Source organism: Cellulosimicrobium sp. RS, assembly GCF_046159675.1.
GTDB classification, from domain to species: Bacteria; Actinomycetota; Actinomycetes; order Actinomycetales; family Cellulomonadaceae; genus Cellulosimicrobium; species Cellulosimicrobium funkei.
In genome coordinates, this window is the sequence record NZ_JBJXVU010000003.1 from 235,103 (window position 1) to 258,283 (window position 23,181).

Sequence of the window (23,181 nt, forward strand, 5' to 3'; positions counted from 1 at the left end):
GGTGGGGAGGCGGGAACAGGGTGCCCGGGCGTCGCCCGGGCGGGTCACACGGTGAGGTTCGCGTCGACGAGCACGCCGTCGCCCGCGGTCGGCAGCCCCGCGCGGTCGAGGCCGGTCTCGACGTTGCGGGCGTGGAGGACACGCACGCCGTCGGGCAGGTCGAGGCGGCCGCCCGTGAACCGCGACCCGGTCGCGGCGTAGCGGTCGCCCGCCCGCAGCGCGACGTGCGCGGTGCCGTCGGCGGCCCGCAGGTCGGCGCCGCGGAGCGCGACGTCCACGGCCCCCGCGCCGGTACCGCGCGAGACGAGGGCTCCGGCCGTCGTCGTGCCGGCGGCCCGGACGCCGTCGAGCACGAGCCGCTGGTCCCGCGCGCCGCTGAGCCGCACGCCCACGCCCTGCCACGACCCGCCCGTGACGGTGACGTCCGCCGAGCCGAGGTCGACGGGCGCGGCCGGGGCGTCGGCCGTGCCGCCGACGAGCTCGCAGTCGGTGAACGTCACGGGGCCCGCACCGCGCAGGATCGTGCCGTCCACGCCGGTGAGGCGGGTGCGCACGAAGTGCACGGGGTTCGTCACCGGCGTCTGGTGCAGCACCGACCCCGCGGGCAGCGCGAACGCGCAGTCCTCGACGACCGTCGGGCGCCGCGACAGCGACGACCGCTGCCCGACGGCGAAGAAGCCGGCCGTGCAGCCGCGCACCTGTGCGCCGTCGGCGTTGATCGTCAGCGTGGCCTGCGGGTCGAACGTCGACCGTGCGACGACGTGCACGTCCTCGAGCGTGAGGTCCGTGATCTTGGTGCCCGCGACGAACCACGAGCACGTGTGGTGCTTGACCGTGATGCGCTTGGCCGCCGTGCCCCACTGGCCGCCCGAGTTGGCGATGTCCATGAGCCCGCTGTTGCCGACGAACACGAGGTCGTGCTCGTACTGGCCGTGGGTCGTGAACGGGTTGCCGCCCTGGTCGTCGCCGTCGCCGTGGCAGTTCTCCACGAGGCAGTACGCCGACGCCGTGAGGTCGTTGAGGTGCCGCGCGTTGTGGCTCGTGCAGTCGGAGACCCGCCCGTACAGGCAGTAGATCTGCTGCGTGAGGTAGCCGGCGCCGCCGTAGAACACCGTCGGCGGGTTGGCGACCGAGCACCGCTCCGTGACGAAGTGGGTGTTCCAGCGCCGCATGATCACCGGCCACCACGTGCGGTGGCCGTGCACGTCCGAGACGTCGCAGCGCACCGCGTACTCGAACGCGACGGGGTGCGAGCCGGTCATCTCGCGGTCGTCGGGCAGCTCGCCGTTCGCCGGGCCGTCGAAGGGCCCGGAGCCGTGGAACGTCATCGCGCGCACGTGCACCTGCTCGACGGGCTCGACGCGCGTCCAGGTGAGCACGCGCCCGGCGGGCAGCTCCCAGCCGTTCTTGTAGTCGACGCGCACGTGCGTCGCGTCGAGCACCTGCGTGACCTGGACGAGGCGCTGGAGCTCGCGCTCGTCCCCGCCGCCGCCCGGGCGCTCGTCCGAGCGCAGCGCCCACCACTGCCCGACGGCGAACGCGCCCGTGTCCGCGACCTCGAAGACGTCCGTGAGGTCGGGGAGCGTCGCGGCGAGCGTGCGCTGCTGCGTCTCGTCGGTCACGCGACCCTGGAAGAACAGGACCGCGCCGAACGGGTTGTCGTGGGCGTTGCGCTCGATGCCCTCCGTCGTGACCGTGCGCCCGCCGAAGTCGAGCTCGAGGTTCGAGCGGGTGTAGGTGTGGCGGCGGGTGAAGTTGAGGTCGGTGTGCGCCTCGATGCGGGTGACGCTGGGGTCGTTCACGAGGGCGTCGAGGGCGTCGTCGGCGGGGTTCTCGGGGCCGAGGAGTCCGAACCAGCGGAAGTCCGCGGTGCCGGTGTGGAGGGTGTGCCAGCGGCCGGCGGCACCGGCGTCGCCGGGGGCGAGGACGGTGCCGCCGTTCGGGGTCGCGGTGGACCTCGCGTCGTAGCGGACGAGGCGGGCCGCGCCGTCGCCCGGGGTCGCGTGGCCGAGGACCTGGGCGACGGCGCCGTCGTCGAGCTTCTTGGCCTTCCAGCCGGTGAGCTGCGCGACGGTGGCGGCGAGGAGGACCTCGTCGTCGGGCGTGTCGTTCTTGCCCGTGGCGAGCGTTCCGACGAGGGGTGTCGCATGGGCGCTGCCGGTGCCGAGCGCGACGGCGCCCGCGGCGAGCGAGGCCATGCCGGCGACGCGCAGCAGGTGGCGGCGCGAGGGCGACGACGCCGCCTCGGTGGTCGTGCGGCCGGTCGCGCCGGGGTCGCCGGACGCGGGGCGGGTCTGGGATCGGGGAGTGGACAACGGGGGCACCCTTCGTGACGTCGGGAGGACGCCGTGCGGGCGGGCGACGCGGTGGCTCCGGCGGCCCGGGGCTGCGGGATGTTCCGGGGGAGCGGTGCTGCGGGGGTCGTGCGGTTCCGGTGCTGGGTCGGGGGTCAGCGGGTTCGTGCGCGTCGTTGCGACGGTGAACCGGACACTCGGAGAGTAGCGGGATGCTATGGCATCGTCAAGAGCAAGCCTGAGCGCATCTGCGCAGGTCAGGTTGCTGTGGCGCCTCGAAAAGTGCCATAGCAACTGCCTTCCCACGGGAGCGCACGTGCCGACGTCGCCGAGGTAGAGCCGTGGTCGCGCGAGGTAGAGCCGTGGTCGCGTGAGGTAGAGCCGTGGTCGCGCGAGGTAGAACCCTGGTTGCGTGAGGTAGAGCACTGGTTGCGTGACCAGGGCTCTACCTCGGCGGACCGGGGCTCTACCTCGAGGGGTGGGCCAGTCGGTCAGAGGTAGTCGCCGGGCCAGTGGAAGCCCACTCCGGCCGCGGCGGCGTCGTGGAGGTGCGCGACGACGTCGGCCGCCGCGCGGACGGGCCGGAGCATCCCCGTCGTGTCGGTCGCGACGACGGGCGCGTCGAGCACCGCGGCGGCGAAGCGGTCGGTCAGGGCGTGCGCGGGGAGGCGCACCTCGACGGTGGGGGAGCCGTGCAGGTGCGCGCGGTGGAGCGTGGTGCGCGCGAGGGCGTCGACGACGTCGTGCGCGCGGTCCGACGCCGGGTCGACGCCGAGCTCGCGGACCTTCAGCACGTCCGGCTCGGGCTCGAGGACGAGGTAGCCGATGATCTCCCCGTCGGCTGCCCGGGCGGTGAACACCTCGGCGCCGGAGTGCCAGAGCGGGATGCGCTGCTCCCAGTGCTCGGCGGTGCGTCGGGTCGCGAGGGGGCGTGGCCCGTCCGCCACGGTGTCGAACGCGTCGTGCAGCACGGCGAGCTGCTCCCACCGCAGCGCGACCGACCACGCGGGCCACGGGACGCCGGGCAGGCGGTCGGTGCGGGTCCGCACGGGGGCGTCGCCCACGAGGTCCGACGGCGCGGCATCCGTCGGGAGCCCGTCGTCGTCGAGGTCGTCGTGCCCGGGGTCCGGCTCGTCGACCGGACGCGGCGCGCCGCGCCGGAGCGGCACGTCGAACGCCTCGAAGGCGCTCGACCGGTAGACGTCCGGGGTGCCGGTGAACAGCAGCGCGACGTCCGCGCCGTCCCGCTCCATCTGCTCGACGGCGCGCGCGAGCAGCGCGCGGACGAGGCCCCGGCCCCGCGCCTCGGGGGCGGTCGCGACGTTCGCGACCCCGCCCGCCCGGAGGATGCCGCCGTCGGGCCCGCCGAGCTTGCGCGGGGTCCAGTACACCGAGCCCACGACGCGGCCGTCGTCCGGGTCGACGGCGACGTGCGTGCGGTCGAGCCGGCCGTCGTCCGTCTCGTAGACCGGCACCATGAGCGGCGCGTCGAACGCTCGGCCCCACAGGGCGTAGAGCGCGGGGACGTCGTCGGGCGTGGCGGTGCGCAGGTGCATGGCAGTCCAGGGTCCGGGCCGGTGTTGACGGGATGCTATAGCAAAAGTAGGGTCGCGGGACGACCGTCGGCGTGCGACGCGACGGACCGCGCGGGCCGGGCTGGGCGCGTGCGACCCTCCTGGGTGGCGGCGCTGCCGCCACCCAGGACTGTGGTCTCGCCGGAGATCAGGCGAGCCGCCGGGCTGCCTGGCGGACGAACGAGCGAGGGTCGCCCGCCGCGCGCTTCGCGTACGTCTCGAGCTCGAGTGATCCGATCTGGTGCAGGACGTGCAGCGAAGCGATCCGCTGGTACTCGAGGCCGGACTCCCAGGCGGCGACGGCACACCTCTCCGCAGCCGGTACGCCGAGCTCGCCGAGGGAGAGCAGCGCGCGACGCCGGACGTACTCGTCGTCGTCGGCGAAGAGCGTCAGGAGCAGCGGGGTCGCGTCAGGCCCGATGGCGGGAAGATACGCCGCGATCTGCCACCGTGCGTCGGGCTCTGCGCACCCCGGCGCAGCGCAGACGTGCTCGGCGACGCCGGCCAGCGTCGCCGGGTGCTCGGAGAGCAGGTCGGCCAGGTCCTCGACCTCGTTGTCGCGCGCGAGGAGGTAGAGGAAGGAGGCCTTCTCCGCGTCGCTCCATCGCGTGAAAGGGCGTTCGCCGACGAGGTCCCGGGCGCAGGCGTACGTCGCGGGCCACTCCTCGTAGTCCGTCTCCCACTCGCCAAAGTCCTGCGGATGCGTCTGCGCCCAGGACGCGAACGTCTCGGCGGCACGCACGATGTCCATCGCGCGACCGTATGCGGATCGGGCTCGTCCCGGCCAGAGCATTGGCAGGCCTGGACGTGCGAGGCGAACGGTCAGGCCCCGACGGCGGGTTCCGCCTCGTCCTCCGTGTGGCTCGCGAGGCGCGCGGCGGCCTCGCCGATGTGCTCGGCCATGACGCGCTGGGCCGTGCCCGGGTCGCCGCCCGCGATGGCGTCGACGATGAGGTCGTGGGTGCGCGCGTGCGCGACGCGCGCCTCGGGCTCGAGCGCGGCGTTCGCGGCGCGCAGGAAGCCGGTGATGCGGCTGCGGAGCTGCGCGTTGAGCGTCATGAGCATGCGGTGGTCGGCCATCTCCCAGAGCTGCTCGTGGAAGCGCCGGTCGAGCTCGAAGACGCGGGCGTTGCTGCCCTTCTCCGCCGCCTGGACCATCTGCTGGACCGTCTTGCGCAGCTTCGCCTCCTTCGCCGGGTCCCAGGCGTCCTGGACCCGCACGACGGCGAACTGCTCCAGCAGGGTGCGCAGGCTGGAGATCTCCTCGAGGTCGCGGCTCGTGAGCGCGGCGACGCGTGCGCCGCGGTGGGGGAGCCGCTCGACGAGGCCTTCCTGGGTCAGTCGCGTCAGTGCCTCGCGCACCGGGATGTGGCTCGTGCCGAGGCGTTCGGCGAGCTTGCGCTCGACGAGCCGCTCGCCCGGGGCGAGGTCGCCGCTGAAGATCGCCTCGCGCAGCTCGACCGTGACGCGGTCGGCGACGTTCTGGTCCGGCACGCTCTTGAGCGCCATGGTTTCTCCGTGGTGTCGTGGGGGCGGCGGGCTCGGATCGTCGAGGGTGGGGCGCCGCTGAAGGATAGCGGCCACGGTGCCGTCCCGGGGGCGTCCCGACCGGACTACATGCTATAGCATCGGCACTCCCGAGCCCAGAGGAGGTGCGATGGTCGCCCTGCACACGCGGGCCCCCGTCCCCGCGTTCGTCGGCCTGGCCGGCGTCGCCGTCCGCGACGTCACGCCCGCCCCCGGCATCCGGGCGCGCAACTGGGGCCCGGCGGACTGGGACGTCTCCGAGGGCGCCCACCGCGCGATGACGCTGACCGCCGTCGCGCTCGCGGAGGAGCGCCCCGACCCCGGGGCCGCCGAGCCCTTCGTCCTCGTGACGATCGACGGCACGTGGTGGCGCCGGGTCGACGACGAGGCGACCCTGCGCGCGACCGTCCTCGACGCGACCGGGCTGCCCGTCGAGCGCCTGCTCGTCTCCCTCTCCCACACGCACGCCGGGCCGGTCCTGTGCTCGGGCGACGCCGACCTCGCGGGCGGCGACCGCGGCGTCACCTACCTGCACGACCTCGCGCGCGCCGCGGCCGACGCCGCCGTGGAGGCGGTCGCGTCGCTCCGGCCCGCGACCCTCGAGTGGACGACCGGCCGCTGCGGCCTCGCGTCCAACCGCGAGGCGCTGCTCGACGGCTGCGCGGCCGGGGACGCGGGCACGACCGCGGGAGCCGCTGCGGAGAGCAGGCCGCCCCGGGCGCTCGTCGGCTTCAACCCCGACGCCGGCACCCCGCGCTCGCCCGGCGCCGGCCCCGCGGACGACACGGTCGTCGTCGGGCGCCTCACCGCACGCCCGGCGCCCGCCGAGGAGACGCGGCCCGACGGCGCCGCGCCCGCAGGCGAGGACGTCACCCTCGCGACGATCGTCAACTACGCGTGCCACCCGACGACGCTCGCCTGGCAGAACCGGCTCGTCTCGCCCGACTACGTGGGCGCGATGCGCGACCTCGTCGAGCGCGAGACGGGCGCCCCCGTCGCGTTCCTCCAGGGCGCGTCGGGCGAGCTCGCGCCGCGCGAGCAGTACACGGGCGACATCGCCGTCGCGGACCGGCACGGCACCTCCCTCGGCCATGCGGTGCTCGCGGCGCTCGCCGAGCTCCCGCCGCCGGGCACGGAGCTGGAGCTGACCCACGTCGTCGAGTCCGGCGCGCCGCTCGCGGTCTGGGAGCCCGCGCCGTCGGCCGCGCTCCCTGGCACCGGCACCGGCACCGGCACCGGCACCGGCACCGGCACCGGCACCGGCACCGGTGCCGACGCCCGGCCCGACGCGCGAACCCTCGCCGCCGTGGCGGAGCCCGTCGCCCTCGACCTGCGCGACCTCCCGACGTGGGACGAGCTCGAGGCCGAGTGGGCCGCCATCGACCCGCGCTCGCGCGAGGAGCGCCTGCGCCGCGCCCGGAACCTGCGCGACGGCTACGTCACCGGCCCGACCGTCCAGCACCCCACGTGGGTGTGGCGCGTCGGCGAGGCGCTGCTCGTCGCGCACCCGGGCGAGGCGTACTCGCGCCTCCAGCGCACGGTGCGCGCCCATGCCGGGACGCGGCCGGTCGTCGTCGCGAACCTCACCAACGGGCCCGGCTTCGTCTACCTGCCCACCCGCGAGGCGTACGACGTCGGCGCCTACCAGGCGTGGCAGTCGCCGCTCGCGCCGGGCTCGCTCGAACGCCTGGAGCGGCACGCGTGCGCCGTCGTCGACGACGTGCTCGCCGACGCCGCCGCCTGGCCGCCCGGCGACGCCGCACCCGCCGCACCGACACCTGCCGCACCGACGTCCGCCGCGTCCCCGACCCGTCCCGTCCCCGAGGAGGACCAGTGACCACCCCCGCCCCCGACGCCCCGCGCGTCCCGCTCGCCGTCGTCACCGGGGGAGCGGCCGGCATCGGCCGGGCCGTCGCCGAGCGCCTCGCGACCGACGGCTTCCGGGTCGTGTGCGCGGACGTCGTGCAGCACGACCTCCCCGCGCTCGACCTCGGCGCCGTCCCCGACGCGCCCGGGCTCGTGTGGGCCCCGCTCGACGTCACCGACCACGCCGCCGTGCGCGCCGCGTTCGACGACCTCGCCGCGGCGTTCGGCGGGATCGACGCGCTCGTCAACAACGCGGGCATCCAGCGCCACCGCGCGCTCGAGGACCTCACGTGGGACGAGTGGTCGGCCGTCGTGGACGTCAACCTGCACGGCGTCTTCGCGTGCCTCCAGGCCGCGGGCCGCCACATGCTCGCGGCGGGCCGGGGCGCCGTCGTCAACATCTCGTCCGTCTCGGCCCGCGGCTCCGCCGGCCGGGCCCCGTACTCCACGACCAAGGCCGCCGTCATCGGGCTCACTGCGACCGCGGGCGCCGAGTGGGCCGCGCGCGGCGTGCGGGTCAACGCCGTCGCGCCCGGGTACATCGACACGGGCGTGTTCCGCCAGGGCGTCGCCCAGGGCACGCTCTCGGAGGAGACGATCCTCGCGCGCATCCCCGCGCGCCGGCTCGCCCAGCCGGAGGAGATCGGCAACGCGGTGAGCTGGCTCGTCTCCGACCAGGCCGCGTACATGGTCGGGCAGACCGTCTACGTCGACGGCGGTTTCCTCGTCGACTACGGCGTGCCGCTCGCCAAGAAGCCGGAGTGAGCGTGGGGACCGCCGCGCGCGTCGTCGCCGTCCGCACCGCGACGACAGTCGTCCCGCTGCCGCAGCCGCTGCGCCTCGGCGCGATGACGGTCGAGCGCCGCGAGTACGTCGGCGTGCGCGTCGTCGCCGAGACGGACGACGGCCGCACCGTCGCCGGGGAGTCGTACGCGCTCACGCGCGAGGCGCCCATGGCCGAGCTCGTGGACCGGCTCGTCACCCCGCACGTGGTGGGTCGCGAGGTCGTGGCGTCCGACGGCGTCGCCGCGCGCCAGAGCGTCGGCGCCGCGTGGGACGCGGCTCTGCGCGGGTCCGCGATCGTCGGCCGCGTGGGCCTCGTGCGTCGCGCGGTCGGCCTGGTCGACGTCGCGCTGTGGGACCTCGCGGGCCGCCTCGCCGGTCGTCCGGTGTGGTCCCTGCTCGACGACGGCCCGGACCTCGCGGGGTCCGCGGAGCTGGGTGGCGGCGGCGACGGGGACGTTCCGGCACCTGCCGTCGCCGGGAGTCCCCGCGACGTCTCGTCCGGGGCGGCCGTCGCAGTGCCACGCCCCGCGATCCTTGTCGCCGCCTACCCGACGCCGGGCCGCACCGCGCGCGACGTCGCGGACGAGGTGCTCGCCCACGCGCGTGCCGGGTGGCCGCTGCTGAAGATCTCGCGCTCGCCCGACCGCGCCCTCATGCGCGACCTGCTCGCGATCCTGCGCGCCGAGCTGCCCGACGCCACCGGTCGCCCGACCGTCGCGGGGCGTAGCGGCGTCGTCGTCGACGTGGGCTTCGGCTGGCGCGACGCCGACGAGGCGCTCGCGGACCTCGACGCGTGGGGAGTCACGGGTGCGGCGGGGGAGGGCGCGCCCGCGCTCGCGTGGCTCGAGGACCCCCTGCTGCCCGAGGACGCTGTCGGCGCGGCGCGCGTCCGCGACGCGTCCGGGCTGCCGCTCTCCGTGGGCGACGAGGTCACCGACCCCGAGGCCTTCGCCCGGCTCGACGCGCTGGGCGCGCTCGACGTGCCGCGCGTCGACGTCGTCGCGATCGGTGGCATCACGGCCGCCGACCCGCTCGTGCGCGCGTGGGCGGCGCGGGGGAAGGTCGTGTCCAGCCACGTGTACCCCGAGGTGAGCGTGCACCTGGGCGGAGCGGCGGGCATCGGCGTCGAGACGTTCGACCGCTCGCCCGCGGGCAACCCCTACGACCCCGCGCCGCTGCTCGTGCGCGGCGGTCCCGTGCTCGACGGCGGCCACGCCACCCCGCCCGACGCGCCCGGCCTGGGCTTCACGCTCGACCCCGACCGCTTCGACCTGGAGGCAGCCCCGTGACCGGACCCACGGACGGACCCGCGAGCGAGCGGCGCAGCGTCGTCGTCACCGGCAGCGGCAAGGGCATCGGCCGCGCCGTGGCCGGGCGCCTCACCGCCGACGGGTGGACCGTCGTCGGGCTGGAGCGCACCCCGGGCTCGGGGACGGTCGAGGAGGGGGTGTGCGCCGCCGTCGTGCTGGGGGACTCGCGCGACCGCGAGGCCCACCGCGAGGCCGCGCGGACCGCGCGCGACCTCGCGCCGCTCGCCGGATGGGTGAACAACGCGGGCATCACCGTCCGCACGCCGCTGCACGCGCTCGCCGACCCGGAGCGGGCGGCGCAGGTCGAGCAGGACGCGCGCGACGTCGTCGAGATCAACGGTCTCGGCTACCTGTGGGGCTGCGCCGCCGCCGTCGAGGCGTTCACCGACCAGGTGAGCGGCGGGTCGATCGTCAACATCGGCTCGATCCACGGCCGCGCGGCGTTCGCCGACCACGCCGCCTACGAGCTCACCAAGGGTGGTATCGACGCGCTCGCGCGCTCCGTCGCCGTGACGTACGGGCGGTACGGCATCCGCGCCAACACCGTCGCGCCGGGCGGGGTGCGCACCCCGCACCTCGACGCGCAGATCGCCCGCGCGGCCGACCCGGCCGCCGAGGAGCGCGCCCTCGCCGAGGGCCCGCCGCTCGGCCGCATCGCCGAGTCCGCCGAGATCGCCGCGCTCGTCGCGTTCCTGCTGTCCGACGAGGCCGGCTACGTGTCCGGCCAGTCGATCGCGGCCGACGGCGCCTGGACCGCGTCGTTCGGCAACCCGCCCCACGACCCCGACCTCGACGCGCGCTACGGCCTCGCCTGACCCGGGCACACGAACCCGACGAGCCCGCAGCGTTGGGCGCGAGAAGTGAGTCGTGGCCCCTGGCAGGCCGGCGACAGGGGCCATTTCTCGCTTCTCGTCCCGTCGTCGCGGCGACGACCGAGCGGACTGCCCACGGCCCGCCGAACGCTTTTCTTATGCCCGCCGAACGTTCATATAATGGTGATCGGTCAACTGGACATCTGGACACCTGTCCAGGGCGCTGTTCCGGCGTGCGGATACCGCTGGGCGAAGGTGCCACGACCGCAGCCAGGGCCACCAGGGCCCGGCGTGACGACATCGCGGGGCGAGGGCGCCACAACCGGTGCCCGGTCCACCTGTGCCCGTGCCCGGCGAGGCGTCCAGCGCTGAACGCTCCCGCATGACGCACGCGACCGTCCCGCCCGACAGGGCGCTCATGTGGGAGAGGAGCACACTGTGTCCAACATCGAGACCGCCGTCGAGACCGAGCGCCGCGATCGCAAGACCTACCTGCGCTTCGGGCTCGCCGCAGTCGCAGTCCTGGGTATCGGAGCCGCGGTGACGAGCGCCTCGTGGACCGACCAGGCGTGGTTCACCGGCAGCGCCGGGGCCGCCCAGGTCGAGCTGCAGGCGAGCACCGACGGCACGTCGTGGGTCGACGCCGACACCGTCGGCGACGGGGTGGCCGTCGCGATCGACGAGGCGGCGTTCGCTCGCATGAACCAGGGGGAGACGCGGCAGGTGACGCTGCATCTCAAGAACTCCGGGTCGGTCGACCTCAGCCTCGGCGGGCAGGCAGAGGTCAGCGCCACCGGATCCCTGTTCGAGGGGTCCGATCCGGCCAGCGCGACGGTGAGCGTGCCGGACGACGTGCTGTTGTCCCCGGCGGAGACCGCGACCGCGACCCTGACGATCACGACCCCGGAGGACTGGGACCCGTCGTACCAGGGTGCGGCTGGTGCCCTGACGGTGTCGTTCACCGGCGTCAGCCAGGCGTAGGCGTCGGTCGCCTGCGCTGGGCGCGACGGCTGGGGAGGCTCGGGATCTGCCCAGCCGTCGCGCTCGGTCCCCCGTGGTTTGGAGGTGATGGTCCTTTTGCGCGCGCTGAAAGCCCTCGCTGACGTCCTGGTGTGGACGCTGGCCGTGATCGGCGTGCTCTGCGGCGCCCTGTGGGCGGCCGGCCAGGCAGGCCTGGTCCAGCCTCTCGTCGTGGTGTCAGGCTCGATGGAACCGGCGATCATGACCGGCGACCTGCTCCTGGACACCCCCGTGCCGGTGGAGCAGGTCGAGGTCGGCGACGTCGTGTCCCTGCCGAACCCGGCCACCGGGGTGCTGGTCACCCATCGCGTGGTCGACATCGCCCCGCAGGACGACGGCACCTGGCACGTCCGGATGCAGGGCGACGCGAACGACACCGAGGACGGCGGCGCCTACGTCGTCACCGACGACACCGTCCTCAGCCCGCGGTGGCGGGTTCCCGGCGGCGGGGACTTCATCACCCGCCTGACCCGCCCGAGCACGGCCGTGCCGCTGCTCGTCGCCCTGGCCGCGCTCCTCGCGCTCAGCCGGATGCCCGCCTCGCGCACCGGACACGAACGCGCACGCGACCGGCGCCCCAGCCCTCAGCCCTCGGGGAGCGAGCCGTGACCCGGACCCTCCGACGGCTCGCGAGCGCCGCCGCCACCCTCCTGGTGTGCCTGCTCCTCGTGCAGGTGACCGCTCCCGCCACGACGGCCTCCTGGACGGACGGCGCCACGTTCTCCGCGACGGCCACCGCACGCGACTGGTCGACCGGGAACAGCTGCGAGATCGTCAGCGACGCTTCGCGCGAGGTGGTCGGGAGCTGCGAGGTGTCGGCGGTCAGCGTCGTCCACGAGTGGGGCGACCCCGGCCCGGACGGGGACGTCCTCAACGGGGGGATGGTGTTCACCGTCGACGTCGACGGCTACCAGGGCGCGGAGGGGACCTCCGCGCGCATCACGGTCGACCTCTCGCGCGTCACCGGCACGACGCGGTCGTGGCCGTGGGCCGAGGGCACCGTGCGCATGTACAACGGCGTCGTCGACTCGTGGGATGCGCCGCTGGTCACCTTCACCACCCACGAGTGGCACTCCTCACCGTTCCAGGGGCAGTTCACCGTCGGCGCCTAGGCCGGGGCGTCAGCCCTTGACCATGCTCGCGCGGGTGATGAGGCCGTCGCGGACCTCGAACGTCGCGATGGTCTCGCCGGTGCCGTTCGACGTCGTGACGAGCTCGCGCGCGACGAGCCAGCGGTCGCCGAACGTCACGGACGCGTCGATGACGCAGTGCAGCGCGGTGTCCTCGAACCGGCTCGCGTAGAACGCGCGCAGGGCGTCGCGGCCGACGATCGGCTCGGGAGTCACGCCGCTCACGACGGCGTCGGGCGCGTAGGTCGCGCAGAAGCCGTCGAGGTCGCGGACGTTGAAGGCGTCGACCTGGGCGGTGACGACGGCGGACGGGGACGTGCTCATGGGTGCCTCCTCGGGCAGGGGTGGGCGCGGTGTGCGGCGGGCGGGCGGGGCGTCAGTCGATCCGGACGCCGCCGTTGACGTCGTACGTCGCGCCGGTGACGAACCCGGCGCGCGGGGAGGCGAGGGACGCGACGACCCAGGCGACGTCGTCGGGCGTGCCGAAGTCCCCGAGGGGGATGGACGCGGTGAGGCCGGCACGCGCGTCGGGGGCGAGCTGGTCGGTGATGGCGCTCGTCACGGGGCCGGGGGTCACGGCGTTCACGCGGATGCCCTCGCTCGCGAGGATGCGCGCGAAGGAGCGCGTGATCGCGAGGATCGCGGCCTTGCTCGCGGCGTAGTGCACGCCGGTCTTGAGCGCGCCCTGCTCGCCCGCGATGGACGAGAGGTTGACGATCGCGCGGTCGCGCGCGGTCCGCTCGTCGGGCGTGACCGTGGCCCCGGCGGGCGACGGACGGCCTGCGCGCAGCAGGGGGAGAGCGGCGCGCGACAGCACGAACGTGCCGCGCGCGTTGGTCTCCATGACGAGGTCCCACTCGTCGAGCTCGATGTCGTCGAGCGCGCGGTAGGGGCACACGCCGCCGTTGTTGACGAGCACGTCGAGGCGTCCCCAGGCGTCCGTGACCTCGGCGACGAGCGCCTCGACGGACGCGGTGTCGCGCAGGTCGAGGCGCGAGACGCGGGTCGCGGCGCCCTCCTCCTCGCAGCGGGCCGCGGTGGCGCGCGCACCGGCCTCGCCGCCGGTGTACGTGAGCCAGACGTCGTGCCCGTCGCGCGCGAGCTGGAGGGCGGTGGCGGCACCGATGCCGGAGCTGGCGCCGGTGACGAGGGCGAGGCGGCGGCGGGCGCCGTCCGGGGCAAGGGTCATGAGCCCACGCTATAGCATCCGACCGGTCCGAGGGTTGGTCGAGGGTGCTATTTGCTATAGCATTCCTCGCATGACAGCCGACACCGTCGTCATCACCGACTGCGACCTGCCCGGGACCGCGTGCGAGGACACCCTGACCGCCGCCGGGCTGCGGGCCGTGCGCGCCGCCGCGCGCACCGAGGACGAGGTGATCGCCGCCGTCGAGGAGGCTGCCGCGAGCGGGTCCGCGCCCTCTGCGCTCGTCGTGCAGTGGGCCCCCATCACGGCCCGCGTGCTCGACGCCGTCGCCGGGCCGGGCGGGGTGCGCATGGTCTCGCGCATGGGCATCGGCTACGACATGGTCGACGTCGCGGCCGCCACCGAGCGCGGCGTCGCCGTCGCGAACACCCCGACCTACTGCATCGAGGAGGTCGCGAGCCACACGGTCGCGATGATCCTCACGCTCGACCGCGGCCTCGTCGCCTACGACCGCGCGCTGCGCGCCGGCACGTGGGCCCCGACGGCGCAGCACGCCGCGCGCCTGTCCAGCACCGTCGTCGCCGTCATCGGGTACGGGCGGATCGGCTCCGAGGTCGCGCGCTCCGCCCGCGCGCTCGGCTACCGCGTGCTCGTGCACGACCCGTTCGTCGACCCGCAGGCCGTGGCTTCCGACGGGCACGAGGCCGTGGGGATCGACGAGGCCGTCGCGCGCGCCGACGTCATCACGCTGCACGCACCGCTCACCGAGTCGACGCGCCACCTGCTCGACGCCCGCACGCTCGCCGCCGCGAAGCCGGGCGTGCGGGTCGTCAACACGTGCCGCGGGCCGCTCATCGACGAGGACGCGCTCGCCGACGCGCTCGCGTCCGGCCACGTGGGCTCGGCCGCGCTCGACGTCTACGCGACCGAGCCGCTGCCCGCCGACTCGCGCCTGCGCACCCTGGACAACGTGCTGCTCACCCCGCACGCCGCGTGGTTCTCGCCCGAGGCCATGCAGGACCTCCCCGTGCACACCGCGCGCAACGCCGTCGACTTCCTCGCGGGCCGCCCCGTGCCGTCGATCGTCAACCCGGACCACGCGCGCGCCCTCGCCTGAGGACCCGCGCCACCCGCCCCGACCTAGGAGACCCACCCGTGCAGCTCGTCCGACTCGGCCCCCTCGGCCAGGAGCGTCCCGCCGTCCGCGAGGACGGGGTCGTGTACTCCCTCGACCCGCTCACCCGCGACATCGACGGCGCGTTCCTCGCGGCCGACGGCGTCGGCCGGGTCCGCGCGGCGCTCGCCGCGGGCGCGCTGCCCGTGCTCGACGGCGCGGACGAGCTGCGCGTCGGCGCGCCCGTCGCCCGGCCGACGGCCGTCGTCTGCATCGGGATGAACTACGCGGAGCACGCCGCCGAGTCCGGCTCGACGCCGCCCGACGTCCCGATCGTCTTCTGGAAGCACTCGAACACGGTCGTCGGCCCGCACGACGACGTGCTCGTGCCGCCCGGGGCGACGACGGTCGACTGGGAGGTCGAGCTCGGCGTCGTGATCGGCCGCCGGGCGCGCTACCTGTCGTCCCCGGAGGAGGCGCTCGAGCACGTCGCGGGCTACGTCCTGTCCCACGACGTCTCCGAGCGCGACTACCAGATGAAGGTCTCCGGCGGTCAGTGGTCGAAGGGCAAGAGCTGCGAGACGTTCAACCCGCTCGGCCCGTGGCTCGTCCCCGCCGACGAGGTGGACGTCCAGAACCTCTGGCTCCGGTCCTGGGTGAACGGCGAGCCCCGCCAGGACTCGACGACGGCCGACATGATCTTCGACGTCGCGTACCTCGTGCACCACCTGTCGCAGTACATGGTCCTCGAGCCGGGCGACCTCATCAACACCGGCACCCCGCAGGGCGTCGCCCTGTCCGGGCGCTTCCCCTACCTGCGCGCGGGCGACGTCGTCACGCTCGAGATCGACGGCCTGGGCCGCGCGGAGCAGCGCGTGCGCGACGCCGTCCGCTGAGCCTCGCGCGGCTCCTCAGCCCGCGAACGGCAGGGCCGGCAGCCCCCGGACCCCCGGGTCCGCCACGAACAGCGACCCCGACGCGGCCTCGTCCGCGTCGGGGTCGTCCAGCCCCTGGCGCGACGTCGTGACGAACAGCCGGTCGAGGTCGTCGCCGCCGAACGTGCACGCGCTCACCTGCGACACCGGGAGCGGGACGACGGCGTCGAGCGCGCCGTCGGGGGAGTAGCGCCGGACCGCGCCGCCGCCCCACAGCGCGACCCAGACGCCGCCCTCGGAGTCGACCGTGAGGCCGTCCGGGAGGCCGTCGTCGGCGTCGATCTCCACGAACGGGCGGCGCCGCACGAGCCCGCGCGGGTCCTCCGCGGCGGGGACGACGTCGAGCACGTCGATCCGCCGCGTCGCCGAGTCGACGTAGTAGGCCCGCGACCCGTCCGGCGAGAACCCGAGCCCGTTCGACACCTCGACGCCGTCGAGCACGACGCGCGAGGACCCGTCGGCCTCCACCCGGTACAGCGCGCTCGGCCGCTCGCCCTCGGCCTGGCCGCCCACGTAGAACGCGCCGTCGGGCGCCGCCGCCCCCTCGTTGAGGCGGACCGTCGGGTCGTCGACGAGCGTCGCGAGCGTGCGGACCGGGGCGCCGTCGCCGTCCGCCACCGCGACCGACCGCGCGAGCCCGACGACGAACCCGCCCCCGGTCCGCGGCCGCACCACGGCCGCGTGGTCGCCCACGTGGAGGCGGTCGACGCCGCCGTCGGGCCGCAGCGTCAGGAGGTCGCCCGCGAGCATGTCCACGTACCGCAGGCCGCCCCAGCCCGGCCACCACACCGGACCCTCCGCGTGGTAGGCGACGGGACCGGTGACGTTCTCGACGGAGATCTCAGGCATCCGACCATTCTCGCCGAGGGCCGTCGGCCCGCGCGGCGGGCGTAGGGTGGACGCATGATCACGCAGAGCTGGTGGTGGCTGCCTCCGCAGCCGTGACCAGTCCTGCCCACGTCCCGAGCTGCGCGCCGCAGCCGGGACGTCGTCATGTCCGGGCCGGTCCGGTCCTCGACCGGGCGTGGTGCGTGGCTCCCCACCGAAGGAGAGCACCATGACCACGACCCTCGACCCCGCGCCGTCGGCCCTCTCGTCCGCGACGCCGTCCGGGCTGTCGGCGTCGACCGCGTCCGTCGCGGCGGCCCGCGAGCGGTCCGCGCAGATCGAGGCCCGGCTCGCGACCGACCCGTCCGGCTTCCGCGTCCTCACCGGCGACCGCCCGACGGGCGCGCTGCACCTCGGGCACTACCTCGGCACCCTCGCGAACCGCGTCCGGCTGCAGGACGACGGCGTCGAGGTCGTGCTCGTCGTCGCCGACTACCAGGTCATCACCGACCGCGACGACGCCGGGGACCTGCGCGCCACCGTGCGGGAGGTCGTCCTCGACTACCTCGCGGCCGGGATCGACCCCGCCCGCACGACGGTCTTCGCCCACTCCGCGGTCCCGGCGCTCAACCAGCTCCTGCTGCCGTTCCTCAGCCTCGTCACGACCGCCGAGATCGAGCGGAACCCGACCGTCAAGGCCGAGGCCGTCGCGGCCGCCGCACGGCAGGGCCGTCCCATGAGCGGCCTGCTGTTCACCTACCCGGTGCACCAGGCGGCCGACATCCTGTTCTGCCACGGCAACCTCGTGCCCGGCGGGCAGGACCAGCTCCCGCACGTCGAGCTCACGCGCACCGTCGCGCGACGCTTCAACCAGCGCTACGCCGCCGCGCAGCCCTACTTCCCCGAGCCCGACGTCCTGCTCGCCCCCGCGCCCACCGTGCTCGGCACCGACGGGCGCAAGATGAGCAAGTCCGCGGGCAACGCGCTCGAGCTGCGCGACGACGAGGACGCCACCGCGCGCTTCGTCCGCCGCCACCGCACCGACTCCGAGCGGCACGTCACGTACGAGCCCGAGCGCCGGCCCGAGGTCGCGAACCTCCTCACGCTGGGTGCGTTCGCCGCCGGGACGACGCCCGAGGCCCTCGCCGACGAGGTCGGTGCCGCCGGGGCGGGCCGCCTCAAGCAGGTGGTGACCGACGCGCTCGTCGAGCATCTGCGTCCCCTGCGGGCGCGCCGTCGTGCCCTCGCCGCGGGGGACGGGCCCGACCCGCTCGACGTGCTGCGCGAGGGCAACGCCCGCGCGAACGCGACCGCGGAGCGCACCCTCGCCGAGGTCCGCGAGCTCATGGGAACCGCCTACTGATCCGCCCGGCGGAGCTCCGCGCGCCACAGCCCGCGCCCGCCCGGCGCGGACCGGTCCAGCCGCTCGACCGAGACGGCGACGAGCCCGTCCTGGCCGAACGCGTCGATCTCGGCTCGGGTGAGGGGCCAGGGCGGCCCGTCGTCGTCGGGCTCGTCGGCGACGGCCTGGATCACGAGGAGCGTGCCGCCCGGCGCGACGAGGGAGCGCACGCCGGCGGTGAGCTCGGCGCGGACGACCCGGTGCACGGCCTGGACCGTGAAGACCTCGACGACCAGGTCGAAGGCTCGGCGCCACGCAGCGGGCAGGTCGAGCAGGTCGCCGACGGCGTACGTCACCGCTGACCCGGGGCGACGGTCGCGCGCAGCGGCGACCGCGGACGGCGCGACGTCGAACGCGGTCGTGACGTAGCCGAGCCGGGACAGGTGCTCCGCGTCGGCGCCGAGCCCGCACCCGACGACGACCGCCGTGCGGTGCTCCCCGTCCGGCGCGGCGACGACCCGCTCCGCCAGCGCGGGGTGCGGGTCGTCGTGCTCCCACGGTGTCGTCACGGTGCCGCTCGCCGCGGACGCCCAGAGCTGCTCGAACCAGGCCGTCGGGTGGGCGGCGTCCGCCCTGCCCAGCAGGTCGGCCTCGGACTGCCAAGGGCGTCGTTCGACCATGCGACCGACACTAGCCGCGCCCGGCCCGGGCGCACGCGGTCACGCGCCCAGCCGGTCCCGCAGCCGCGCGAGCTGCGCCCAGAGCTCGTCGGGCACGCGGTTGCCGAAGGTGTCGAAGAACTCGGCGGTCAGCTCGGCCTCGGCGAGCCACTGCTCGGGCGAGACGTCGAACAGGGCGTCGAGGTCGGCGTCGTCCAGGTCGAGGCCGCCGAGCTCGAGCGCGCCGGGCGCGGGGAGCAGGCCGACGGGGCTCTTCACGGCGCCGCTGTCGGTCCGGACGCCGCGCGAGCGGTCGACCTGTGCCGCGATCCATGCGACGACGCGCGCGTTCTCGCCGAACCCGGGCCAGAGGAACCGGCCGTCGGCGTCCTTGCGGAACCAGTTGACCTGGAAGATCTTGGGGCGCTTCTCGGGGTCGAGGGAGGCGCCGACGCGGAGCCAGTGCGCCCAGTGGTCGGCCATGTTGTAGCCGCAGAAGGGCAGCATCGCGAACGGGTCGCGGCGCAGCGCGCCGACGGTGCCCTCGGCGGCGGCGGTCTGCTCGGAGGAGATGGTGGCGCCCATGAAGACGCCGTGCTCCCAGCCGTACGCCTGCGCGACGAGCGGGACGTTGGTCGCGCGGCGCCCGCCGAACACGATCGCGTCGATCGGGACGCCGTCGGGGTCCTCCCAGGAGTCGGCGATGGTCGGGCACTGCGCCGCGGAGACGGTGAACCGCGAGTTGGGGTGCGCGGCGGGGCGGCCGGCGTCGGGCGTCCAGTCCTGGCCGGTCCAGTCGATCAGGTGCGCGGGCGGCTCGGGGGTCAGGCCCTCCCACCAGACGTCGCCGTCGTCGGTGAGCGCGACGTTCGTGAAGATCGTGTCGCGGGCGAACGTCTCGACGGCGGCGGGGTTGGTCTCGACGCCGGTGCCGGGCGCGACGCCGAAGAAGCCGGCCTCGGGGTTGATCGCGCGCAGGCGGCCGTCGGGGCCGGGGCGCAGCCACGCGATGTCGTCGCCGATGGTCTCGACGGTCCAGCCGGGGATCGTCGGTCGCAGCATCGCGAGGTTGGTCTTGCCGCACGCGGACGGGAAGGCCGCGGCGAGGTGGTAGGCCCGGCCCTCGGGCGACGTCGCGCGGATGAGCAGCATGTGCTCGGCGAGCCAGCCCTCGTCGCGCGCCATCGCGGACGCGATGCGCAGCGCGAAGCACTTCTTGCCGAGGAGGGCGTTGCCGCCGTACCCGGAGCCGTACGACCAGATCTCGCGCGTCTCGGGGAAGTGGACGATGTACTTCGTGTCGTTGCACGGCCACGGCACGTCCTCGGAGACCGCCCCGGTGTCGTCGACGAGCGGCGCGCCCACCGAGTGCACGGCGGGCACGAACGCGGCACCGGCGTCGATGAGGTCCATGACGGCCGTCCCGACGCGCGTCATGATCCCCATGCTGACGACGACGTACGGCGAGTCGGTGACCTGGATGCCGACCTGGGAGATGGGGCCGCCCACCGGGCCCATCGAGAACGGCACGACGTACATCGTGCGGCCGCGCATCGAGCCCTCGAACACGCCGCGGAGCTCGGCGCGCATGGCCTCCGGCTCGCGCCAGTTGTTGGTCGGGCCGGCGTCGACCTCCTCGCGCGAGCAGATGAACGTGCGCGACTCGACGCGCGCCACGTCGCTCGGGTCGGAGCGCGCGAGGTAGCTCCCGGGGCGCAGCTCCGGGTCGAGGGGCAGGAGCGTCCCGGCGTCCACGAGGAGGTCGGTCAGGCGCTGCTTCTCCGCCGCGGAGCCGTCGCACCAGACGATCGCGTCCGGCTCGGTGAGGGTCGCGATCTCCCGCACCCAGGCGCGCGCGTCGCGCGGACGAGGGTCGGCCGAGCCGCCTCGCTGCCCCGGCGACCGGTCCGTCGACAGCCCGGCGAGGTCGGTCTCGACGTCGTCGAGCAGCGCGGCCTGGCGGGTACGGCGGGTCTGGCGGGGGCCTGCGGCGGTGGTCATGGGTTCTCCTCGCTCGGCGGGTGGGCGGTGCTGTATCTCCAGCCTCACGCCGAACCGGCGTGGATTTCGCCTCAGAGTGCTGTGAAGATCGGTCGATCTTGACGTACTGTCAAGACATGGCCAGCACGACGTCGTCCAGCCGCCCCGGGGACCGTCCCGAGGCTCAGCCCGCGGCCCAGGCGGACCTCATCACGCTCGGCCGGCGCGTGCGGCACTTCCGCACGGCGCGCGGCCTCACCCTCGATGCGCTCGGCGAGGCCGTGGGCACCGCGCCCAGCCTGCTGTCGATGATCGAGAACGGGCGCCGCGAGCCGCGGCTGTCGCTCCTCCAGCAGCTCGCCCAGGCGCTCGACGTGCCGGTCACGGACCTGCTCACGGACGAGCCGCCGTCGCGCCGCGCCGCGCTGGAGATCGCGCTCGACCGCGCCCAGCGCGGCCCCCTGTTCGCGGGCCTCGGGCTGCCCGCCGTGAAGGCGAGCCAGAAGCTGCCCCTGCCGGTGCTCGAGAACCTCGTGGGCCTGCACGCCGAGCTCCAGCGCCGCGCGACCGAGGCCGTCGCGACCCCCGAGGAGGCGCGCCGCGCCAACACCGAGCTGCGCCTCGAGCGCCAGGCGCGCGACAACTACTACCCGGAGATCGAGGCGCTCGCCGAGGAGATGACGCGCAAGGCCGGCTACACGGTCGGCGCGCTCACCCACCGCACCGTCGCGCGCATGGCCGAGCAGCTCGGCTTCACCATCTGGCACGTCGACGACCTGCCGCACTCGACGCGCACCGTCACCGACCTGGAGAACGGGCGCATCTACCTGCCGCCCGCGTCGATCCCCGGCGGCCACGGGCTGCGCTCGCTCGCGCTCCAGGCCATCGCGCACCGCGTGCTCGGGCACGAGCGGCCGCGCTCGTACGCGGAGTTCCTGCGCCAGCGCGTCGAGATCACGTACTTCGCCGCGTGCTGCCTCATCCCGCAGAGCGCGGCCGTCGACTTCCTGGAGCGCCGCAAGCGCGAGAAGGACCTCGCCGTGGAGGACCTGCGCGACGCGTTCGGCGTCACCCACGAGGCCGCCGCGCAACGCTTCACGAACCTCGCGACCGTGCACCTCGGCATCCCGCTGCACTTCCTGCGCGTCGGCGACGACGGCGCGCTGTTCCGGGGCTACGAGAACGACGGCCTGCCCCTGCCCGCCGACGTCACGGGCTCGATCGAGGGCCAGATGGTGTGCCGCAAGTGGGCCGCCCGCGAGGCGTTCACGCGCCGCGACCGCGCGCAGGAGTCGTACCAGTACACCGACACGCCCGCGGGCACGTTCTGGTGCTCCACGCAGACCGGCACGACGACGTCCGGCCAGTTCTCCATCGCCGTCGGGGTGCCGTTCGCCTCGGCGAAGTGGTTCCGCGGCCGGGACACGACGGTGCGGCGGCAGTCGTCGTGCCCGGACGAGTCGTGCTGCCGCCGCCCGGCCGCGGACGCGGCCGCGCGCTGGGAGGACGCGTCGTGGCCCAGCGCGCGCATGCACCAGCACGTGCTCTCCGCGCTCCCGAGCGGCGCGTTCCCCGGCGTCGACGCGACGGAGGTCTACGCGTTCCTCGCGAAGCACGCCCCGCGGGACGCCTGACGGGGCGCCGGGCGAGCGCGCCTCAGGCGACCGGCCGGCCCGAGAGCGCCGCGACCTGCCGGTGCACCTGCGTCGTCTCGATCTCCGACCGCAGCGCGACGCGGTCGAGCCCGACGGCCGCCGCCTGCGCGACCGGGCCGAGCACCATGCGCAGGTCCGCGACGGCGTCGAGCGCGGCCCGCCTCGTCGTCGCCCGCTCGGCGCTCGCGGTCACGAGCGACAGCGCGAGCCCGAGGTCCTCGGCGACGAGCTCGCGCGGGGAGAGCAGCGTCGACGCGATGCGCGCGAGCGTGCCGACCTGCCGGCCGAGCTCGCGCGCGGTCGCCCGGCCGCGCCCCAGGCGGGCGGCGCGCTCGCCGAGCTCGCGCGCCACGAGCGCCGACGACGCGTCGCGCAGGTCCTCGACGTAGGTCCGGGACTCGCCCGGCCCGGCGAGGGGCCGGTGCACCCGGTCGAGCGACCACGCCGGGTCGCGCCCCTCGGCCTGCAGGTGCCGGTCGAGGTCCACCGCGTCGAGCGCGGCGTCGGCCGCGCCGGCGAGCCACGCCTCGACCCGGGCGACGTCCGCCGGGTCGTCGACGTCGAGCCCCACGGTCGACAGCACGTCGAGCCACGTCCCGGTCGTCACGTCGAACAGCGGGACGAGGTCGTGGTCCTCCGGCCCGGCGGGGCGCACGAACCGGTCGTGCGCCGGGTCGTGCAGCAGGACCCACTCCTGCCCGTCGAGCGTCACCGGGCCCGCCTCCGTGAGCTCGAGCACGACGCGCAGCGCCCACTCGTCGTACGTCTCGCCCCACGTCTCGCCCGTCACCGGGTCGCGCAGGACCCGCGGCGTGCTCAGGCGCTCGGGCAGCCACAGGAGCGGGTGCCACATCGCCTCGGGGCGCACGGTGGCCCACCGCCGCCGGCCCGCGGGCACGGTCCACGGCAGGGGGAGCGGTGACGCGGACAGGGGCGAGAGCAGCACCTCGCCGTCGGCCAGGCCGGCGAACGCCTGCCAGCGGTGCAGGCGGGCCACCGTCTCGATCGCGGACGAGGGGAGCAGGAGGCCCGCTCCCGGTCCGGCGTCGAACGTCCGGCGTCTGTGCTCCACAGGGGTCCTCTCGTCGTGGTGGTCTCCACGCCTATGCGGCGGGGGCGCGCGCCAACCTGCGCGGGCCACCTCGCGCGCCGCCCGCCATGGTGTGACGGACGTCACAACGCTGCGGGGCTGCGAGCGGCCG

21 protein-coding genes are annotated in these 23,181 nt (G+C 75.2%); 11 read left to right on the top strand and 10 right to left on the bottom strand.

Features of this window, described 5'->3' with window-relative positions; translation table 11 throughout:
- Positions 1-44 precede the first annotated feature (44 nt).
- The 4 genes from ACI769_RS06660 to ACI769_RS06675 form a co-directional block, all read right to left on the bottom strand.
- A complete protein-coding gene (locus ACI769_RS06660) occupies positions 45-2,315 on the bottom strand; it encodes a peptidase C14 (RefSeq protein ID WP_409141388.1) in 2,271 nt (756 codons plus the stop codon).
- Positions 2,316-2,785: 470 nt separating this feature from the next.
- A complete protein-coding gene (locus ACI769_RS06665; RefSeq protein ID WP_409141389.1) occupies positions 2,786-3,850 on the bottom strand; it encodes a GNAT family N-acetyltransferase in 1,065 nt (354 codons plus the stop codon).
- A 166-nt stretch (positions 3,851-4,016) separates the two neighbouring features.
- Positions 4,017-4,619 carry a HEAT repeat domain-containing protein gene (locus ACI769_RS06670; RefSeq protein ID WP_409141390.1) on the bottom strand — a complete coding sequence of 201 codons (603 nt, stop codon included), beginning with the start codon at positions 4,617-4,619 and terminating at the stop codon, positions 4,017-4,019.
- Between the two features lie 71 nt (positions 4,620-4,690).
- Complete coding sequence (locus tag ACI769_RS06675) at positions 4,691-5,377, bottom strand: GntR family transcriptional regulator (RefSeq protein ID WP_409141391.1); 687 nt, start codon at positions 5,375-5,377, stop codon at positions 4,691-4,693.
- Between the two features lie 148 nt (positions 5,378-5,525).
- Here ACI769_RS06675 and ACI769_RS06680 point away from each other — a divergent pair, with 148 nt between their 5' ends.
- The 7 genes from ACI769_RS06680 to ACI769_RS06710 all read left to right on the top strand — a co-directional run bounded on the left by ACI769_RS06680 (position 5,526) and on the right by ACI769_RS06710 (position 12,301).
- On the top strand, positions 5,526-7,232 hold the full coding sequence (locus tag ACI769_RS06680; protein WP_409141392.1) for a hypothetical protein: 1,707 nt from the start codon (positions 5,526-5,528) through the stop codon (positions 7,230-7,232).
- Positions 7,229-8,026, top strand: coding sequence for an SDR family NAD(P)-dependent oxidoreductase (locus ACI769_RS06685; protein ID WP_085388495.1), 798 nt, complete (start codon positions 7,229-7,231; stop codon positions 8,024-8,026). Before ACI769_RS06680 ends, ACI769_RS06685 begins: the two co-directional genes overlap by 4 nt.
- On the top strand, positions 8,023-9,336 hold the full coding sequence (locus tag ACI769_RS06690; RefSeq protein ID WP_409141393.1) for an enolase C-terminal domain-like protein: 1,314 nt from the start codon (positions 8,023-8,025) through the stop codon (positions 9,334-9,336). The genes ACI769_RS06685 and ACI769_RS06690 overlap by 4 nt, the downstream gene beginning before the upstream one ends.
- Positions 9,333-10,172 (top strand): SDR family NAD(P)-dependent oxidoreductase, encoded by an 840-nt coding sequence (locus tag ACI769_RS06695; RefSeq protein ID WP_409141394.1) that lies wholly within the window; start codon positions 9,333-9,335, stop codon positions 10,170-10,172. Before ACI769_RS06690 ends, ACI769_RS06695 begins: the two co-directional genes overlap by 4 nt.
- Before the next feature lie 435 nt (positions 10,173-10,607).
- Positions 10,608-11,150 (top strand): DUF4232 domain-containing protein, encoded by a 543-nt coding sequence (locus tag ACI769_RS06700; RefSeq protein WP_051028004.1) that lies wholly within the window; start codon positions 10,608-10,610, stop codon positions 11,148-11,150.
- A gap of 87 nt (positions 11,151-11,237) precedes the next feature.
- On the top strand, positions 11,238-11,798 hold the full coding sequence (locus tag ACI769_RS06705; protein ID WP_409141395.1) for a signal peptidase I: 561 nt from the start codon (positions 11,238-11,240) through the stop codon (positions 11,796-11,798).
- A complete protein-coding gene (locus ACI769_RS06710; protein ID WP_409141396.1) occupies positions 11,795-12,301 on the top strand; it encodes a hypothetical protein in 507 nt (168 codons plus the stop codon). The genes ACI769_RS06705 and ACI769_RS06710 overlap by 4 nt, the downstream gene beginning before the upstream one ends.
- Before the next feature lie 9 nt (positions 12,302-12,310).
- Here ACI769_RS06710 and ACI769_RS06715 read toward each other — a convergent pair whose 3' ends face one another.
- Entirely contained in the window at positions 12,311-12,643 is a 333-nt protein-coding gene (locus ACI769_RS06715) for a nuclear transport factor 2 family protein (RefSeq protein ID WP_021482951.1), read from the bottom strand.
- Between the two features lie 52 nt (positions 12,644-12,695).
- Positions 12,696-13,508, bottom strand: a complete 813-nt coding sequence (locus ACI769_RS06720; RefSeq protein WP_085388493.1) for an SDR family NAD(P)-dependent oxidoreductase — start codon at positions 13,506-13,508, stop codon at positions 12,696-12,698.
- A gap of 70 nt (positions 13,509-13,578) precedes the next feature.
- On the opposite strand from ACI769_RS06720, the gene ACI769_RS06725 reads away from it, so the two are divergent.
- Positions 13,579-14,583 carry a C-terminal binding protein gene (locus tag ACI769_RS06725; protein ID WP_108048980.1) on the top strand — a complete coding sequence of 335 codons (1,005 nt, stop codon included), beginning with the start codon at positions 13,579-13,581 and terminating at the stop codon, positions 14,581-14,583.
- A 38-nt stretch (positions 14,584-14,621) separates the two neighbouring features.
- On the top strand, positions 14,622-15,476 hold the full coding sequence (locus tag ACI769_RS06730; RefSeq protein ID WP_255180579.1) for a fumarylacetoacetate hydrolase family protein: 855 nt from the start codon (positions 14,622-14,624) through the stop codon (positions 15,474-15,476).
- A gap of 15 nt (positions 15,477-15,491) precedes the next feature.
- Here ACI769_RS06730 and ACI769_RS06735 read toward each other — a convergent pair whose 3' ends face one another.
- On the bottom strand, positions 15,492-16,364 hold the full coding sequence (locus ACI769_RS06735; RefSeq protein ID WP_409141397.1) for an SMP-30/gluconolactonase/LRE family protein: 873 nt from the start codon (positions 16,362-16,364) through the stop codon (positions 15,492-15,494).
- A gap of 208 nt (positions 16,365-16,572) precedes the next feature.
- Here ACI769_RS06735 and trpS point away from each other — a divergent pair, with 208 nt between their 5' ends.
- Complete coding sequence (gene trpS, locus ACI769_RS06740; protein WP_409141398.1) at positions 16,573-17,706, top strand: tryptophan--tRNA ligase; 1,134 nt, start codon at positions 16,573-16,575, stop codon at positions 17,704-17,706.
- Here trpS and ACI769_RS06745 read toward each other — a convergent pair.
- Both ACI769_RS06745 and ACI769_RS06750 read right to left on the bottom strand, forming a co-directional pair.
- Positions 17,700-18,365 (bottom strand): bifunctional 2-polyprenyl-6-hydroxyphenol methylase/3-demethylubiquinol 3-O-methyltransferase UbiG, encoded by a 666-nt coding sequence (locus ACI769_RS06745; protein WP_081599927.1) that lies wholly within the window; start codon positions 18,363-18,365, stop codon positions 17,700-17,702. The genes trpS and ACI769_RS06745 overlap by 7 nt on opposite strands.
- A 39-nt stretch (positions 18,366-18,404) precedes the next feature.
- Positions 18,405-20,345, bottom strand: coding sequence for a phosphoenolpyruvate carboxykinase (GTP) (locus ACI769_RS06750; protein WP_409141399.1), 1,941 nt, complete (start codon positions 20,343-20,345; stop codon positions 18,405-18,407).
- Positions 20,346-20,461: 116 nt separating this feature from the next.
- On the opposite strand from ACI769_RS06750, the gene ACI769_RS06755 reads away from it, so the two are divergent.
- A complete protein-coding gene (locus tag ACI769_RS06755) occupies positions 20,462-21,958 on the top strand; it encodes an XRE family transcriptional regulator (RefSeq protein WP_085388488.1) in 1,497 nt (498 codons plus the stop codon).
- Positions 21,959-21,980: 22 nt separating this feature from the next.
- On the opposite strand, the gene ACI769_RS06760 is transcribed toward ACI769_RS06755, so the two are convergent.
- Positions 21,981-23,051 carry a hypothetical protein gene (locus ACI769_RS06760; RefSeq protein ID WP_043653783.1) on the bottom strand — a complete coding sequence of 357 codons (1,071 nt, stop codon included), beginning with the start codon at positions 23,049-23,051 and terminating at the stop codon, positions 21,981-21,983.
- Positions 23,052-23,181: the final 130 nt, after the last annotated feature.